This window comes from bacterium (assembly GCA_036382775.1).
In the GTDB taxonomy this organism is placed as follows: domain Bacteria; phylum Hydrothermota; class Tepidihabitantia; order SM23-42; family JAOAFX01; genus DASVHD01.
The window spans coordinates 54492-72932 of sequence record DASVHD010000035.1; the positions used below are offsets into that span (position 1 = coordinate 54492).

At 53.2% G+C, this 18441-nt stretch carries 13 protein-coding genes; 5 read left to right on the forward strand and 8 right to left on the reverse strand.

Features of this window, described 5'->3' with window-relative positions:
• The first annotated feature begins 16 nt into the window (after positions 1–16).
• The 4 genes from carB to VF399_07890 all read left to right on the forward strand — a co-directional run bounded on the left by carB (position 17) and on the right by VF399_07890 (position 8101).
• Positions 17–3208, forward strand: coding sequence for a carbamoyl-phosphate synthase (glutamine-hydrolyzing) large subunit (gene carB / locus VF399_07875; protein HEX7320258.1), 3192 nt, complete (start codon positions 17–19; stop codon positions 3206–3208).
• A 129-nt stretch (positions 3209–3337) separates the two neighbouring features.
• Positions 3338–6463, forward strand: coding sequence for an immune inhibitor A domain-containing protein (locus VF399_07880; GenBank protein ID HEX7320259.1), 3126 nt, complete (start codon positions 3338–3340; stop codon positions 6461–6463).
• Positions 6464–6569: 106 nt separating this feature from the next.
• Positions 6570–7160, forward strand: coding sequence for a hypothetical protein (locus VF399_07885; protein ID HEX7320260.1), 591 nt, complete (start codon positions 6570–6572; stop codon positions 7158–7160).
• A gap of 191 nt (positions 7161–7351) precedes the next feature.
• A complete protein-coding gene (locus tag VF399_07890) occupies positions 7352–8101 on the forward strand; it encodes an NAD-dependent deacylase (GenBank protein HEX7320261.1) in 750 nt (249 codons plus the stop codon).
• A gap of 42 nt (positions 8102–8143) precedes the next feature.
• On the opposite strand, the gene VF399_07895 is transcribed toward VF399_07890, so the two are convergent.
• From VF399_07895 to VF399_07930, 8 genes are all read right to left on the reverse strand, one after another.
• Entirely contained in the window at positions 8144–9751 is a 1608-nt protein-coding gene (locus VF399_07895) for an OmpA family protein (protein ID HEX7320262.1), read from the reverse strand.
• A gap of 42 nt (positions 9752–9793) precedes the next feature.
• Complete coding sequence (locus VF399_07900; GenBank protein ID HEX7320263.1) at positions 9794–10009, reverse strand: HypC/HybG/HupF family hydrogenase formation chaperone; 216 nt, start codon at positions 10007–10009, stop codon at positions 9794–9796.
• A gap of 57 nt (positions 10010–10066) precedes the next feature.
• On the reverse strand, positions 10067–12298 hold the full coding sequence (hypF, locus tag VF399_07905; GenBank protein HEX7320264.1) for a carbamoyltransferase HypF: 2232 nt from the start codon (positions 12296–12298) through the stop codon (positions 10067–10069).
• A gap of 14 nt (positions 12299–12312) precedes the next feature.
• Complete coding sequence (gene hypB / locus VF399_07910; GenBank protein HEX7320265.1) at positions 12313–12972, reverse strand: hydrogenase nickel incorporation protein HypB; 660 nt, start codon at positions 12970–12972, stop codon at positions 12313–12315.
• A gap of 64 nt (positions 12973–13036) precedes the next feature.
• Positions 13037–13405 (reverse strand): hydrogenase maturation nickel metallochaperone HypA, encoded by a 369-nt coding sequence (gene hypA / locus VF399_07915; GenBank protein ID HEX7320266.1) that lies wholly within the window; start codon positions 13403–13405, stop codon positions 13037–13039.
• 39 nt (positions 13406–13444) lie between these two features.
• The gene (locus tag VF399_07920; protein HEX7320267.1) at positions 13445–15622 is read right to left on the reverse strand and encodes a T9SS type A sorting domain-containing protein; all 2178 of its coding nucleotides are present in this window, start codon (positions 15620–15622) and stop codon (positions 13445–13447) included.
• Positions 15619–16488 (reverse strand): glycosyltransferase family 2 protein, encoded by an 870-nt coding sequence (locus tag VF399_07925; protein HEX7320268.1) that lies wholly within the window; start codon positions 16486–16488, stop codon positions 15619–15621. Before VF399_07925 ends, VF399_07920 begins: the two co-directional genes overlap by 4 nt.
• On the reverse strand, positions 16473–17201 hold the full coding sequence (locus VF399_07930; protein ID HEX7320269.1) for a polyprenol monophosphomannose synthase: 729 nt from the start codon (positions 17199–17201) through the stop codon (positions 16473–16475). The genes VF399_07925 and VF399_07930 overlap by 16 nt, the downstream gene beginning before the upstream one ends.
• 106 nt (positions 17202–17307) lie before the next feature.
• Between VF399_07930 and VF399_07935 the strand changes: the two genes are divergently transcribed.
• Complete coding sequence (locus VF399_07935) at positions 17308–18432, forward strand: inositol-3-phosphate synthase (GenBank protein ID HEX7320270.1); 1125 nt, start codon at positions 17308–17310, stop codon at positions 18430–18432.
• Positions 18433–18441 lie beyond the last annotated feature (9 nt).

Sequence of the window (18441 nt, forward strand, 5' to 3'; positions counted from 1 at the left end):
CCTGAGCATGCACGTAATGAGCAGATCGGATACGAAGAAGGTCCTGATCCTGGGGTCAGGCGCCATACGAATCGGCCAGGCCGGCGAATTTGACTACTCGGGCAGCCAGGCGATAAAAGCGCTCCAGGAAGAAGGCATCAAGACCGTCCTGATCAATCCGAACATTGCCACGATACAGACATCGGATTATCTTGCCGATAAGGTTTATTTCTTGCCGCTGGACACTTACTTTGTCACCAAGGTTATAGAAAAAGAACAGCCCGACAGCATCATGCTCAGCTTTGGAGGCCAAACCGCGTTGAACGTTGGCATCGCCCTGCATGATTCCGGCGTGCTTCAAAAACACAAGATCAAGGTGCTCGGCACACCGGTCGATGCGATCCGCAATACCGAGGACCGGGATCTCTTCGTTAAAAAACTAAAAGAAATCGACCTGCAGACACCAGCCAGCAGCGCCGTATCGAGCACTGCTGAAGCCGTTTCGTGCGCCCGCCGCTTGGGATACCCGGTCATGTGCCGGTCCGCCTATGCCCTGGGCGGACTGGGTTCAGGCGTCGCGTACGAACAGAAACAATTGAAGTCCCTTGTCAAGCGGGCTTTCGCGCACACCAACCAGGTCTTGATCGAGGAGTATTTTGGCGGATGGAAGGAACTTGAATACGAAGTGGTGCGCGACTGCCACGACAACTGCATCGTCGTCTGTTCCATGGAAAACATCGACCCAATGGGGATCCACACCGGCGAATCGATCGTCGTGTCGCCCGTTCAGACTCTCACCGCCTCGGAGAATTTCAAACTACGCGCGCTGGCGATCAAGGTCATCCGTCATCTGGGTATCGTGGGCGAATGCAATATTCAGTTCGCCCTGGACCCGGGTTCCGAGGATTATCGCATCATTGAAGTTAACGCGCGGCTAAGCCGCAGTTCAGCCCTGGCATCAAAGGCAACAGGGTATCCCCTGGCGTTCATCGCCTCGAAACTGGCCTTAGGGTACAGCCTGACCGAACTGGAGAACAACATAACCAAAGCGACAGCGGCATGCTTTGAACCGGCGCTCGACTACATTGTCGTGAAATACCCGCGCTGGGACCTGCAAAAATTCAAACGCGTTACGCGCCAGATCGGTTCGGAGATGAAATCAGTCGGCGAAGTCATGGCGATCGGCCGGGGGTTCGAAGAAACTCTGCAGAAAGCGATCCGCATGCTTGACATCGGGCTGAAAGGCCTGGTCTGCAACGACCTCAAGTTCCCTGGCCTGACCGCGGAGCTTCGCGCGCCGACCGACAAGAGAATGTTCGCGATCGTCGAAGCCATCAGAAGGGGTTTTAGCATCGACCGCATCTACAAATTGACCGGCGTCGATCCCTTCTTTCTGCAAAAGATCCGCGCGGTCGTTACGCTCGCGTCAAGGTTGCAGAAATTTTCAACCGCCACGATCCCGCGCGAGGTTTTGAACGAAGCCAAGCAAAAGGGTTTTTCCGACGAACAGATCGCCGAGCTGCTCAATAGCGATGAGCTTACGATCCGTAAGAAGCGTAAACAGTGGGGGATCATTCCCCGCGTGAAGCAGATCGATACGCTGGCAGCCGAGTACCCGGCCCGGACCAATTACTTGTACCTGACTTATCATGGCAGCGAGGACGATATATCCTTTGATGACAAAAAACAGATCGCTGTCCTGGGCGGCGGGGCATACCGCATTGGCTCGTCGGTAGAATTCGACTGGTGCTGCGTGAACTCGGTATTGACCCTCAAGAACCTTCATTACCGGACGATCATGGTGAACTGCAATCCGGAGACGGTCAGCACTGACTACGATATCTGCGACAAGCTGTACTTCGAGGAACTGAGCTTCGAGCGGGTACTTGATATCTATGAAAAGGAAAGACCGCTCGGTGTCATTATTTCCATGGGCGGGCAGATCCCGAACAACCTCGCGCTCCCGCTGACGCGGCAGGGTGTGGCGATCCTGGGCACGAGCCCGCGTGATATCGACCGCGCCGAGGACCGGCATAAGTTCTCCAAACTTTTGGATGAACTAAAAGTAGCGCAACCGGCCTGGCGGGAATTGAGCAGCATCCGTGACGCGCAGCGGTTCGCCGACCGTGTCGGCTATCCGGTCCTGGTCAGGCCCAGCTATGTACTGAGCGGCGCGGCCATGAGCATCGCCCTATCGAGCGCAGAGCTCAGGGAGTATCTCAAAAAGGCGTCGCTGGTTACCAAAGACCACCCCGTGGTCATAAGCAAGTTCATAACGGCGGCCAAGGAGATCGAGATCGACGCCATTGCCCGGAAGGGCGAGGTATACTGCTACGCCATATCCGAACATGTGGAGAACGCCGGCGTGCATTCGGGCGACGCGACCATGGTACTGCCGCCGCAGCGTACGTACCTGGAAACGATGCGGCGCATAAAAATGGTCACGCGAAACATCGCCCGCGCGCTGAGCATCACGGGGCCGTTCAACATCCAGTTCATCGCCAAGGACAACGACATCCAGGTGATCGAGTGCAACCTGCGCGCATCCCGGAGCTTTCCCTTCGTTTCCAAGGTCTTCAAGATAAATTTCATCGACCTTGCCACGAGGGTCATGCTGGGTCATGACGTGCCGCGCATCGAGCGTTCCTCGTTTGACTTAGATTACATCGGCGTTAAAGCCTCGCAGTTCTCCTTCACGCGGTTGAAGGGTTCGGACCCGGTGCTCGGCGTGGAAATGGTCTCGACCGGCGAGGTTGCCTGCATCGGCGATGATTTCAACGAAGCATTCCTGAAGAGCCTTATCGCCATCGGGTTCAGGCTGCCCCAGAGATCCATCCTCTTATCCACGGGCGCGATCGAAAGCAAGGCTGAGTTCCTGGAATATACCAGGCTTTTGAGCAATATGGGGTTCAAGCTTTACGCAACCAGGGGCACAGCCGATTTTTTGAAAAGTAAAGGCCTGCAGACCATCAGGCTGCACTGGCCCCTGGAGCGTGCCGAGCCCAATACCATGACCTATATCGCGGAGCAAAAGATCGACCTTGTCATTAACATCCCAAAGAACATCGAAAAACAGGAACTGGAAAACGATTACCTGATCCGAAGACAGGCGGTCGACGCGGATGTTCCGCTGATCACCAACCTCCAGCTCGCCAAGAGGTTCGTGGAAGCCATCAGCCGGGTGCCGTTGAGCGAGCTCAAGATCAAAAGCTGGGACGAATACCAGTGATGGCAATCCGCGCGATCCCCAATATCATGCCCTTGACATGATGGTCAGCGTGAATATAATTTATCTATAAAGTATTATGTTTCTCGCATTGTTTGCATTCCACGATCATAAATATTTAAGGGGGTAATTTTGAGAAAATTTTTGACGCTTGTCTTGCTGGGTATTTTATGCTTTGGGGAAAGGGTCGTGCTCACAAGAAATGATCATACGGGTCAACCCGTACCCGAACCGCCCATCCCGAATCTCCAGCTCAAGATCGAAACCCTGGGAGGTACCCAGACCGGTGCTCCCGGGAAATTCAGGAACTTTGACCTGTTCAGGCAGTTCGCCATGAAACCGCCGCTCAAGGGCCGGCAGAACCTTAAAATCCTGGTGCTCAAGGTCGAGTTCGTCGAGGACGATGATTCGTCGACCACCGGCAACGGCAAAATGGACCTGGTCGGGTTCGGCACGCCTGACGACGGCTTGTTCTATGATCCGCCGCACACCAAAAGCTATTTCCAGCACCAGCTGCAGTTCATCAGTAACTATTACAAGGTCAATTCATTCGGGGATTGCGTCGTGGAATACGACGTGAAACCGGACGGTCCGATCAACAATTATCAGCTGCCCCACAAAATGAAATATTACAGCGGGTTCGAACGCCTTGAGTACGTCGGCGACTTAATCTTCGCGGTCTACAATTCCTACGCCATGGAAATGGGGATGGTGCGCATCGCCGCCGATGCCATTGCCGCCGCAGACCAGGACGGATCCATTGATTTCTCCCAGTACGACGATATCATAGTTTTCCACGCCGGCACGCTCTGGCAGATAAGCGCGAACTTTGCCCGGTTCCACGACATCCCTTCGGCGACCATACCGCCGGCGGCTTTTGAATTCTACCTGGGTAAACCTTTCTTTGTCGTGGACGGTGGCGCGGACACGGTCGAATGCGAAGTCAGCCTTCTATCGGAGATGGCGCGCGTCGAAGACTATATGAATGGTTCGCTCGGCACGGCCACCCACGAATTCGGCCATATTCTTGGACTGCCGGATCTATACGATGTTTACTACAATTCAAGCGGCGTGGGCGCGTGGGATCTAATGTGCTTCGGCGGCTGGGCCGGCAATCCCAGCGTGGGCGCGCCCAGCGGTTCCCTGCCCGTTAACCTGAGCGCCTGGCCGCGGTATTTCATGGGCTGGGTCAACCCGCCGTCATATAACACGCCGGAATCATTACTTACGCTGCGGGCGTCCGAGATCGACACGACCCAGTACGGCGTGGTCGGCCAGACCATGATCAAGATCCCGATCTCAGCGACCGAATATTACCTCATGGAGAACCGCCAGCAGGACATCAAACAGAAGGACACGATCGTGGTCGATGTTGAAGGCGGAGTGCCGGTCTATATTGACTATGGCGAATTCGATTTCTTCCTACCCGGCAGCGGTATCCTGGTCTGGCATATCGACGAAAACATCATCGCTGCCAACTACCCATACAACATGCTTCAGATCAACCCCCATCATAAGGGTGTTGACCTAGAGGAAGCCGACGGCACCCAGCATTTTGACGCCTACTACAATTACGATTCGCTTGAGCAGTACGGCTCTGGTTATGACGCATTTTTTATCGACGATTCGGGGAAGGCGAACCACCATTTCGGGCCTTTTACCAACCCCAATTCGGACTCTTATTACGGCAAGTCCCTGACCGATGTTTTCATCAACTCGCGGCGCGACACGCTGATGAACTTTTCATTGGACTATGACATCTACCAGCCGGGGTTCCCGGTCACGGTGCGCCGGCACCATCAGATCCTGGCAACAACCTATGGTGATCTTGACCATGACGACAGCCTGGAGATCGTCGTCATCACCAGGAGCGGTTATATCCATACATACCGAAGTACAGGTGTTCCCATGGATACTGCGCGCTTCTTCGAACCGATAACGACCTTCCCGGCGATCGGCGATATCAACGGGGATTCTGCAGAGGATATCGTTTTCGGATCGAACCTCAAGCTCTTTGCTCTTGATGGCGCGACGCTCGACACATTGAACGGATTCCCATACCTGGCGCAGGATGGGATCGTGGGAGCTCCGTTATTATTTGACATTAATAACGATGGCGCGCTTGAGATCATCTTCGGCAGCATGGACCGCCGGCTTTACTGCCTGGATAAAAACGGCAGCGCAATCGCGCCTTTTCCGATCTTTTTGAATACCGCCATCCTTTCCACACCCTGCGTCTTTGACAAGGATGCAGGGACGATCGGCCTTTTGGGTTCGGACGGCCGGTTCTGGCTGGTCAACAAACAAGGCGTGGTCAAGGAATTCACAAATTCCCAGCACAACCTGATCAGCTATTCCTCGCCCGTGAGCGGCGATATGGACCGCGACGGCGAACCGGAAGCCGTGATCGTGAACGGCAACGGTACGATCTACATTTACGGCGCGGATAGCTTGGAAGAAAAATTCGAAATTTGGATCGACTCGACCATGTATTACACGCCCGGTCTGGCCGACCTCGACCACGATGGGTACCTTGAGATCATATCGCCCAACAGCACAAAGACCCTGTTCGTCTGTAACCGCAACGGCACGAGCGAGAACAATTATCCCCTGTATACTGAACAGAATATTCAGTACCCGCTGCTGATCGTGGATATCGATTCGACCGACAGCCGGGAAGAGATTTTTTATGGACTGGGGCCGGTTGATTCGATCGCCAGCGGCACGCTTGAGATCATCAATGATCTAAAGCAGAAATCGGCGTATTCACCACTCTTTGGCAACGGCGGCTTTTCCTCGCCCGGCGCGGTGTTTGACCTGGACGGTGACGGTACGCTGGAGATCGCCTGTGCTTCCGATTCCGGCGTGCTTTACGTTTGGGACTTCCCAGCCACCCGATCCTCATGGCGCGGGTACATGAATACCCCCAAGAACTGGGGCGCGTTTGACGGTCAGCTGGGAGCGATCCCGACCAGTCATGTACTGCTCGGGAACTTCTACATCTATCCGTCGCCGGTTACGCATCATGGCCGCGTCCGGTTCTATCTGTACCAGAACGCCGACGTGCAGATCGATATCCTTGATATATCGGGCCGCAAGATCGGTGGCGTCAAACCAGCGCGCGTCACGGCCAACGAATACAATGAAGTCGAGTTCGATTTCACCAATGAATCGAACGGCATCTACCTGGTCCGGGTCGAGGTCAATAGCGGCGGCAAGAAAGAAGTGAAGTTCAAGAAATTCGCGGTGCTTAAATGAATTGTTGCTTTAGAATCCGGCATCCGTGTTTAGGATTTTTTGTATTAGAATTTATTTAGGATTTCGATATTAGGATTTAGAGTTTATCACATTAAGGAGGCATGAAATGCTGCAGATATCACTCATCCTTTTCCAATCAATGAACCCGATCCTCGCCTCCGCGATCCTGCCGGGGTGGGGCGAATTATTGACCGGACGGCGCACCGAAGCCCGGGTCTTTTTCATCGTCGAGGGTTCGCTCTGGTCGTCGTACGTGGGTTTCAATTATTTCGGGCACAAGACCATGTTCTCCTCGCAGGCGTTCGCCGTAGGCCACGCCGGCGCCAACCCCCTGCAGCGCGATGAAGATTATTACAACATCATTGAAGACTTCGATTCGTCGGATGACTATAATCTCAAGGTGGAACGCGACGCCAGTTATTATTACCCGAATGACCCGGTAGGGCAGCAGGAATATATCGCGGAGAACGCTTATTCCGGCGATGATTCCTGGTCATGGGACACGCTCAGCAGCCGTATCAAGTACTGGGAACGCCGGAAGGCCGGCCGCGAGGACCTGCGCCGCGCCTCTTTCGTGAGCGGTTTTCTGATCATTGACCGCATTGTCTCAGTGATCAACGTGGCGGTCTTCACCAAAACCCCGAACATCAACCTTGATTCGGAACCAGGGAAGATAGGGATATATTACAAATTCTAAGCACGAAATCCTCAATACATGCCATTGTTAATCGTTGTACGTCATAGCAGCCCGTATCGTTAAACGGCATTGTTATACGGCAAAATAACCCATGCCGAAAAACGAAATACGATACGAGCAGCGATGCCGATTACCGTATAACGAGATGTAAATTTGTTTAGGATTTAGAGTTTAGGATTTCGGATTTTCCGATGGATCATACTACAACTAACAGGATCAAGCAAGCCGTTGAGATCCTGCGAACGTCCAATTCGCTCTTCGTCCTAACCGGTGCCGGCATCTCGGCGGAGAGCGGCATCCCGACGTTTCGGGGCAAGGATGGTTTGTGGAAAAACTATTCGGCGACCGACCTGGCAACGTCCGAAGCGTTCGGCCGCGACCCCGGCTTGGTCTGGAAATGGTATCACTGGCGTCAGTCCATAATCCTGGACGCGCGGCCCAATCCCGCTCATCTCGCCCTGGTCGAACTTGAAAAAAAATTCGGAGATTTCCTGCTGCTCACTCAAAACGTCGACAATCTTCACCGGCAAGCAGGTTCAATGAAGATCCTGGAGTTGCACGGCAATATATTCCGTGCCCGGTGTCTTGGCTGCGGGAAAACGACCGATCATTCGATCCGGAATGGGGTAGAAAAGCTCCCGACCTGCTTAAGCTGCGGTGGATCGCTCAGACCCGATATTGTGTGGTTTGGTGAGCCGATCCCTCAAGATATCTGGGAAGAATCGGTTTCGTTCCTGAACCGCTCGGCCGATGCGGCATTGATCATCGGTACATCCAGCGTTGTCTGGCCGGCCGCCTTCATACCTGAGATCGCCCGCCAGAACAAAGTGCGTACGATCGAGATCAACCTGGAACCAACGCCGGTCAGTGATTCGGTCAACGTCGCGCTTTATGGTAAAGCCGGCGAGATCCTGCCAAAAATAACAAAAGCTCTGTTATAGGTCCTATAAGTCTTATAAGTCCTGTAGGACCTATTCTTTTTCTTATTTCACCAAGAAGATCTCAACTCTCCGGCTCAATTCCCTCTTTTCCTTTATCTGTTTGGTCTTGGAGAACGCGAGGGTAGAGATCCTCTCCTTTTCTATGCCGTGAGCTTTCACTAAATAGTCCATGACACTGTTGGCGCGGGCGAGAGAGAGAGTCAGGTTATAGTCCATATTCCCGGACGGATCGGCGTGACCGCGCAGTTCGCATTTAACCTTGGGATGGATTTTCAAGAATTCGGCAATGGAATCGATCACCGGTTTCTGGTCATCCCTGATATTGGCGTCGTCAACATCGAAATGGACGATGGCTTCGGGCACGGCGCTGACGACCTCCACGGGCCTGAGCTGGATCGTGTCGAACCGATCCTGAGTGATCACGTACGGCTGGGTAAAGTAAACGTAGTTCTCTTTGCTGACCTTGACCGTGTACTCACCAGGGATCAGCAGTTCACTGAATGAACCGTCAAGGTTGGTCTGAGCCTGCGTCATCGTCTTGCCGTCAATGGTCAGGTTTGCCGCATCGACCGCTCCCCCGGTCTGTCCATCAACAACCAGCCCCTTGAAATAAACACTGGACCGGTCAAGGAAGAAATTTACGACCGACGCTTCGCCCGGGTCGACGACGACCACGCGGCTCTGCCCATTGTAATTCTCGGATTCCACTCTCAGCGTGTACACGCCTTTTGGTATGCCCATTAGTTTATACACGCCGTATTCGTCATCCGATGACGCGATCTCAGAGATCTCAATCAATTTAACATACGCTGGTAGGGGTTCGTTTGTGTTTTTGTCGCGTATCTCGCCGGCAATAACGCCGGTCGGCATTACCTCGCGTTCCTTGATCAGCGACGAGTTAAGGGATACCCCGACATTGGCGCCCAGCAAACGGTAGTCACTTGTCAGGCCAAGGTCGGCCGCGGCGGTCAGGCTTATTCGGTAGAAGGGGTGAAAACGCAAACCAGGCGTGAACCGCCAGTTCCAGTCGCGCTCGTGGTTCTTTGTCAATTCCATGAAATAGGTGAACCACTTTGAAGGCAGTTCCCAGGCAAACCCGAAGGTCAAGGGGAAGTGTTCGGACAATCCTTGCCGGCCAAGCGGCACACCAAGGTTCAGGTGCCACCGGATCGGCATGAGATAGAAATTGTCGCCCATATCATAAGTTGCCAATAACTTGGGATACAAGATCAGTCCGTCATTGGAATACGGGTCGCGGCCGATGGGGAGCGTAAGCGCCATGTCCGCGCCCAGGTATGAGTTGTTCATCTTTTTCAATACGGCCTTTGCCCCGAAATCGATATCGCCGAGGTCGCCGGTAAATTCCGATCCGGTCACAGGTACCTGCGCCTGACCTTCGCCGTGCGCTCGCCACAGCGTGTACACCTCAAGCCACCGTGTGGATGTATAGGCGATGCCGAGCCGTCCCGACGCATAATCAAACAGGGTATCGTCATAATCATAACGGTATCCTTCCGCATCCAGATTGATCACGAGTATTGACCTCGCGTCCAGCATCCATTCGATATCCGCGCTTTTGACGCGACAAATGCCCTTTCCTCCAAATGTGGAGGGGAACGATATGAGGACCATCAACAAACATACGCCCATTTATGACCTCCCTTTTATTTTTTTCATTATAGTTTAAGTGAACTATGCTTCCAGCACTTGTTTTAACAAAGCCTCAGTTTCCTTTGCGTCCTTTTCATCAATGGTGTTGATGGCGAATCCGGCATGGACCATGACATAATCACCCTTTTTCGCTTCTGGTACCAGGACCACGGATATGTCCCGCTGCACGCCCATGATCTCCACGACCGCCATCTCGCCGTTTATCTCTTCGATCCTTCCGATAAAAGCTAAACACATGATTTTAAATTCCAAATACCAAATAAATGCCAAAACGCAAATTCGAAAACCGACATCCTATCTGTTACCATAGATCACCTGACCGTACGAGATGCAGCCGTCATTGGTCGGTAAATACTTGTGCAGGTAGACCTTGAAACCAGCCCTTTTCAACACTGACGCCATCATGACAAGCAGGTATCGGTTCTGGAAAACACCGCCGCTCAATGCTACGCTGTTCATGCCGTATAGTCTACGCAGTTTCCGCGCGATGTCAAGCGAAAACCCTGCGACCGTGTTATGGAACCTGGCTGATATGACCGGCGCCTTGACCCCGTTCTCAATATCGCTCAGGATCGCTCGTAGCAATGGCGCAACTTTAACCATGATCGTTTCATTCGCGACCAGCTCGTATGGATAGGATCCAGCCGCCCCTCTGCCGGCAATATGTTCCAGCCTGATCGCGGCTTCGGCTTCATAGGTTATCTCCTTTTGCAGGCCGAGCATCGCAGAAACGCAATCAAACAGCCGGCCCATACTCGATGTCCAGGCAAGATTGTATTTGGTATCGATCATCCGTTCGATCGCGGTCTGCTGGCCGCGTGCCAATTCAGCCAACACGGCGGGATAGGCCAATCCGTTTTTGTACAAATAAGCCAGAGCGATACGGAACGGTTTTTTTATGCTTTCCTCGCCACCGGGCAAGGGCAGGTATTCCAGGTGTGCAGCCCTTTGCAGGTCATTCATCGTGCCCACAAAGAACTCACCGCCCCAGATCCTGTTGTCCAGACCGTAACCAGTACCGTCAAAAGCGATGCCGATCGCCGGCCCTTGAACGTTATTCTCGCCAAGGCAGGCAGCAATATGGGCGATGTGGTGCTGGACGCCGACTTTCCTGCCTTTCAAGCTCTGCGCCACCCTGGTCGACATATAATCGGGATGAAGGTCATGGATGATAAGGTCGGGCTCAATCTTGAACCACCGTTTGTATTTCCGGATCATTTCCTTAAAAAAATCAAGCGTTTCGAGATTATCAAGGTCGCCGATATGCGGCGATACATAGGCATCCTTTTTATGCGCAAGGGTAAACGTGTTTTTTAACAACGGGCCCATGGCCAGGGTAGGTTTGACGCGGAGCGGCAATTGAACAGGCACCGGCACATAACCCCGTGAACGGCGGATAATTGAAAACCCATGGCGCGGCAGGACCAAGCCCACCGAATCATCACAGCGGTTGATGATCGCCCGGTCATGCGTGAGGTACCCGGAAACGATCCTGCCCAGTTTCTGTCTGACCTGCTGGTCGTCGATGACAATGGGCTCGTCCTGGATATTCCCGCTGGTCATTACCAGGTATGGCACGGCCTTAAGCAGCGTGTGATGAACCGGCGCATAGGGCAGCATCACGCCGATATAGGGATTTTGCGGCGCCACCTCGTCACAAACCAGGCGGTGCCTTTTCTCAAGCAGCACCACGGGCGCGGCCGGAGACACCAGGACCGTCCGTTCCATTTCGTTGACCCGCGCGATTCCGGGTACATCGCGCAGTGCGGCCATTACCGCGAAGGGTTTTGTCGGGCGATGTTTCAAACGCCGTAGTTTTTGTACGGCATGCCGATTGGTCGCATCGCAAGCGATGTGAAACCCGCCGATCCCCTTGACCGCGATAATCCGGCCACGCTTCAGAAGTTCCGCCGCCGTAACAATGGGATCGACGGTCTTCAAGACCTTGCCATTCATGGCATGTATTTCGAAGGCCGGTCCGCAGACATAGCAGCAGTCGGGCTGGGCATGGAACCTGCGATCCCCCATATTCTCGAACTCGGCTGCGCAGTCAGCGCACATTTTAAAACGTCTCATCGACGTCCGGCTGCGGTCGTACGGCGCGGCCTGGATGATGGCATACCGGGGACCGCAATTAGTACAGTTTATGAAAGGGAAATGGTAGCGCCGGTCCGATGGGCGCGAGAATTCTTCGAAGCACTGACGGCACATGGCAATGTCCGGAGAAAGCTGCGTGAACCCCTGCGCGGCCACGCTTTTGCGGATCTTGAATTCCTTGTCGTGACACAGGGGCAGAATGATCTTCGTGATTTCATCGATCCGCGCGGCCGGCGGCTTGAGCTCGATCAACCGATCCAGGAATCTCGCCAGAGCGGGCGCCGTTCCCTCGGCTTCGATGTCCACGCCGGCCGTGGTGTTGCGGACAAAACCGGCAAGACCGAGATCGTGCGCCGTGCGGTACACAAAAGGCCTGAAACCCACGCCCTGGACAATACCCTGGATGTGGATCCTCAGCCTTTTTTTCATTGACCAAAATTGTCTTAACGCGGTTTTCTTGCCTGCATACGGCTGATCAAGAACCTCGTGAGGGGAGCAAAGCCGGCGCCGGTCTTGGCAGAAACCTCAAAGAGCAGGCCGCGGGGATTGCATTGTTTTATTGCCTTCCGCGCCTTTGCCAGGCTGAAATCGACATGTTTCAAAAGATCGCACTTATTGATCACGATCGCGCGCGCCACATGGAACACGAGCGGATACTTCAATGGCTTGTCATCACCCTCCGGCGTCGATAAAATGGCCATCTTGAAGTCTTCGCCGATCTCAAATTCGGCAGGGCAGACAAGGTTGCCGACGTTTTCCACGAGGATAAGATCGTAATGTTTTTTAATCCGGGCCAGCACCTGTGCGGTCATGAAGGCATCAAGATGGCATTGGGTTTCCGTGTTGATCTGGATCGTATCAATGCCCAACCGCTTGATACGGCTGCTGTCCAGCGAACCTTTTATATCCCCCTCGATGACCAGGATACGGTAATCCTTCTTCAACCTCCGGCCGATGGCTTCTATTATCGACGTCTTACCCGCGCCCGGCGAGGCGATAATATTGACGACCAGGCTGCCGGACCGGTCAAAAAATTTCCGGTTCTCTTTTGCCCGCTCGCTATTCGAAACAAGAATTGGTTTTAAAACCGTGATCTTTTTCATAAAAGATCCTCCTTCTTAAATGTACGTGCGGCAATCTCCGCTTGCTTTCCCGTTGTGCGGCATTTCACTCGCCTTCGAGCGATTCGATATAGAACTCCCGGCCGGAAATGATCTCAAGATCGGACTTTCCGCAATCCGGGCATAGAAAGACCGGTTCTTCGATCGTGCTTTCATGCCCGCAGTCGCGGCACTTGATCCGTATCGGTATTTCACGAAAAGAAATATCGGCGGCGGCGCAAACCGTATCCGGCTTTAGATAATCGAAATAAAAACGGATGGAATCAGGTGAAAAGTTAGTGAATTTCCCGACCATGACCTTGACGCGCGACACCCGCTTCAGTCGATGAGCTTTTGCTTCCTGGACGCACAGTTCGACGAGTGATCTGGTGACGCTGTATTCATGCATGGGGAATATTTTTTCCGGGATGCCCATACCCGACGCCGGGCCGCGAAGGACCTTTCAAAATGATCTTTACCGCACCACGGCGAATTTGTAAACACGCCGGCCCTGACCTGATCTAACCAGAGCAAAATACAATCCGCTGCTCATGCCGGACGGCAGGTCCCATACCACTTCGCCGAACATGCTGTCGGGCACAAGATCTTCCGCGACGCGGCGGCCGGCGATCGAATAGATATTGACCAAGGCGTCCGCGGGCAAATTTCTTATCCGGACGCGGCTTTGACCGATCACCGGATTGGGATAGATCACGACGCTGTCCAGATCAGGCTGCGAATCTACCTGTATTTCCAGTTTCAGCAGACCGGTCTCGGCGCCGATCCAGAAACAGTTGCGCGCAGGATCGTATTCAAAACCCTGGGTCTGGATCACTTCTTTGTCCGTCGTGTCAAAGTCAACGTACGCACCGATGTCATCGTAGGTAATGCCGTCGATCAGGCCGGTCAGAGGTTCATACCAGTAGATGCCGTCGCGCGCCATGATCCATACCCTGTCTTCGGAATCGATTTCGACGTCGAACAGATCCTGCGAGGAGATCGCCGAGACAAGGCTGAACAATGAGTCATCTACGATCAAACCGACCGGCGACGCAATATATACGTGATTATTGCCGTCAACGATAATACCCCTAAGATTTTTCGTATAACCACCAGGAGTATCATACACGATATATGAATCATCACCGGTATTAAAAAGCGTGCCTTTTGTGTCCGTAACGACCAGGCCACCGGGCTGTTCGCTGATCGTGCGCCAGACCTTGCCGGCGCTGTCGATTGCCGTTTCGCAGAAAAAGCCTTCCTGTTTTGGCGCCAGCGCGTAAGCGTTCGACAATGCCGAATCGACGATCCAGCACCGGTCGGCTGTCTGTCCGGCCAGTGATATGAACAAGTTGCCATGCTCGTCTGATTCAATATCCCAGACACCGGTTGTATGGTCCATGTTCTTGTAGCCAAGCGGGATATAGGCCCATTCACCGGTTTCCGGATCCATGGCAAACGCGATCATGGTATCGCCCGTCTGAACCCACCTTTCGATCGGATTGCTGGCGAACCATACGCGGCCGTCCGGCGCCGTGACGCATCGGTGAATGTTGTTGAAAGGAACGACCGAATCACGCACGAACCGGACCCATTCTCCATTATCTTTTAGCCAGCTGAATCCCCTTGACATCGACGAGCGGTGGCCATGGGTCACGAAAACGCCTTCGCTGTTAGCCGTGATGCAGCTAATATGGTTCGATCCCGGGCAATTGCCTTTGTGCAACACCCAGCAAGCACGGGCGCGGTCATATTGACCAATGCCTTCGCCGTAATAATCCCGGTCCCGGTTGTTCCCCAGACCGCAATACCAGGATGAATCCATGACCAGTATCGACCACACCTTAGCCTGGTAAGGCAAGCTGTCTTTTATGATGGTAAGCACACCCTCATGATAAACCCCCACCTGTCTCGATGAATCCATGGCGAGCAGCAGGGAGTCGCCACTCACACCTATGTCCAGGACCTTATTGTTCAACAGCGTGTCAAAATGATCACCTGAGAACCGGTAGAGCCCGTTGTTTGTGCCGGCGTAAATATTCGTATCCGCGATCTGGATGGTGTTGATCCTGATCGCGTTAAGATTATACATGGACGTATCGTAGAAGTCTTTCGTGAACCTGACCAGCCCCTGGTCCGTACCTACCCATACCGAGCTGTCGTCAGTGCAGATCGATGTGACCGAGTTCGACGGCAGGCCGTGCTCTATATATATGCTCAGGCGTGAATCATCGGTGAAATCATCCGGCGTTCCGTTCTGCACTATGCGCAGCAGTCCGTCGGTCGTCCCGACATAGACCGTGTCGCGCCGGCAATAGGCCGTGCTGATCCTGGAACAGGGGAGGCAGTCGATCGGATAATTCCTGATCGCGTCAAAGGCGGTGTCGACCTGAGCGAGACCAAGTTCGCTCCCCGACCAGATAAAACCCGTGCTGTCGAGCGCGACGCAGTTCTGGCGGTTCACGCGGAACCCGTCCAGGCTTGTCAGTACGCTGAAGCTTTCGCGGCGCGTGTTATATTTGACCAGCCCGCCGTTGGCCGCGCCGTAGATAAGCGAATCCCTGCCGGTCAGGTCATAGTAATAATCATAATTCGTGAAACTTGCGGGGCTGACCGCAATATTGATCGCCATCAGTAGTATCAGAGCGGTCATCTCAAATAAGCCTTTGCCGATTCGGTCGAGATCACATACCCGAGCCGGACACAGAGTGCCAGCTTCATAGCCAGACGTAACAGAACACCGGGACGGTAGTGCTTGTTGAAGAAAGTGTAGAACGAACGGGAATGGTGGATCATCGGATGGATATTTTCCTTGCGCGTGTTCTCCCCGCGGAAATGGATCGCATAGGCGCGGTCCACCCACCAGGTCTCCCAACCGTGCTCGCGCAGCCGGTAACTGAGGTCCGCATCCTCCAGATACATGAAGAAACGGTCATCAAGCGCACCGCAATCATCAAGGGCTTTCCGCCGTATCAATAATAAAGACCCTTCAAGAAAATCGACCTTTTGCGGTCGCGCGTAATCAAGGTCCGAGTACAGGTAACGACGGGAAAAAGGATTGGCAGGGAGACACCGGTTGAACACGGAACGCCGTCCAAAAAGGACATTGAAATACCCCGGAAATCTCCGGCAGGTCAGCTGGCGGGAGCCGTCGGGTTTCAGGATCTCACCGCCCGCGATCCCGCAACGCGGGTGCTGTTCCATGAAGCGGACCAATCCATCGACCGCACCGGGCAGAACGATCATGTCCTGGTTCACCAGGAGAATAAGATCTCCGTGCGTCCGGGCAATGACCTTGTTGACGGCAGCCGCGAACCCGATATTGGCCTTGCACATGATGTATCCTACGGCGGGACCGGCAAGATGTTCCCTCGCCTGGGCCACGCTGGAATCGCTTGAGCCATTGTCAAATACGAAAATTTTTTTTTGCTGTTCAAAGGTTGTTTTATCCAGGGATTCAAGGCATGCGGAAAGATACCTGCCTGAATTGTAGTTGACGATGATTATGTCGAGAGCCATCGTTTGTTGAAAATCCGAACAAGTCTCAGCTTCCAGACCAACCAGAAAGCTTCCCAAATGATCTTTTTTGACATCTTAGAGATACCAGCCCGGCGTTCCACGAAGATGATGGGTATCTCCTTAAAGGGGAGTCCGGCACCACGCACTGCAAAAACGCTCTGGATCTGAAAGCCATAGCCGTCGACCTTGAACTTCCTCCAGTTTACGCTCTGCAGCGCTTTTCTTGAGTAGCATTTGAAACCGCTGGTCAGATCACGGATGGGTATTCCAATGACCAGCCGGGCGAAAAAGCAAGCAAAAAATGATAGCAGCAAGCGCTTCATGGGCCAGTTGACAACGCTGACACCATCAACGTACCGCGAGCCAATGACCAGGTCGAACCGATCCATCAGTTCGATGAAACGCGGCAGATCGCCGGGATCATGGGAAAAATCGGCGTCCATTTCGAACGCAAAATCATATTTTCTTTCCAGAACATAGGCGAAACCGACGACGTAAGCCGTGCCCAGTCCCAATTTCCGGGGACGCCGGATAAGATGGACTCTGGGATTGTGTTTACTTAGTTCCTCGACGATCAGTGCTGTTTTATCGGGTGAATTGTCATCGATGACCAGGACTTCCAGCTGGTCAGAAACCGATAAGATCCGGTTAATGATCTTCTGGATGTTCACGGCTTCATTATAACTTGGGATTATGACCAGCCCTTTAGCCATAACCAAATTATATTTAAAATCCCCATTGTGTCAATATTTCAGGGCAAACCCAGGCATTGACTTTACTCAAAAAATCGATACAATTATGGATGTTAAGGAGGACATGATGGGTAAGATCAAAGTGGCAATAATTGGTGTTGGGAATTGTGCATCGAGTTTGGTTCAGGGCATTCATTATTACCGGCATGCCAAAGAGTATCAGCTTATCCCGGGCATCATGCACACCCGCCTGGGCGGCTATCATATCAATGATATCGAATTCACGTTTGGCATTGACATTGATAAGAACAAAGTCGGCAAAGATCTGACTGAGGCGATCTACACAAAACCAAACAATACGTTCAAATTTTGCACGGTACCGCGGATGAATGTGCCCGTGGTCCGGGGTATGACCCACGACGGGCTGGGCTATTATCTTTCCCAGATCATTGAGAAAGCTCCAGGTCCGACCGCGGATATTGTCGGTCTGCTCAAACAGACCAAGACCGATGTAGTCATCAACTACCTGCCGGTCGGCAGCGAGGAAGCCACAAAATGGTACGTGGAACAGATCCTGACCGCGCGCTGCGCCCTTATCAACTGCATCCCGGTTTTCATTGCCAGCCAGAAATACTGGCACAAAAGGTTCGTCGAAAAAGAACTGCCGGTCCTGGGCGATGATATAAAATCACAGGTTGGCGCCACGATCCTGCACCGCGTGCTGGTCAACCTGTTCCAAGACCGCGGCGTGAAGCTGGAACGTACCAGCCAGCTTAATGTCGGCGGTAATACCGACTTCTTGAATATGCTGGAGCGCTCGCGCCTGCAATCGAAAAAAATATCAAAGACTCAGGCCGTGACATCGCAGCTTAAATACAATATCGGCGCGGATAACATCTACATCGGACCTTCAGATTATATCGCGTGGCTCACCGACCGGAAATGGGCGCATATGAGACTGGAAGGCCGGACTTTTGGCGACGTACCATTGAACATCGAGTTGAAACTTGAAGTGTGGGACTCGCCGAACTCGGCGGGCGTAGTGATCGACGCCATACGGTGCGCCAAGCTGGCGCTTGACAACAAACTGAGCGGTTCTATTGTCGAACCTTCAAGTTATTTCTTTAAATCGCCGCCGGTTCAGTTCCCGGACAATATATGCCGCGAGAAAACCGAAGATTACATTGCTAAATACGGCACGAAGCACACACCGCTCGCCGTACGCAAGCATCCAAAAAAGAAACGCAAATAACATGCTCCG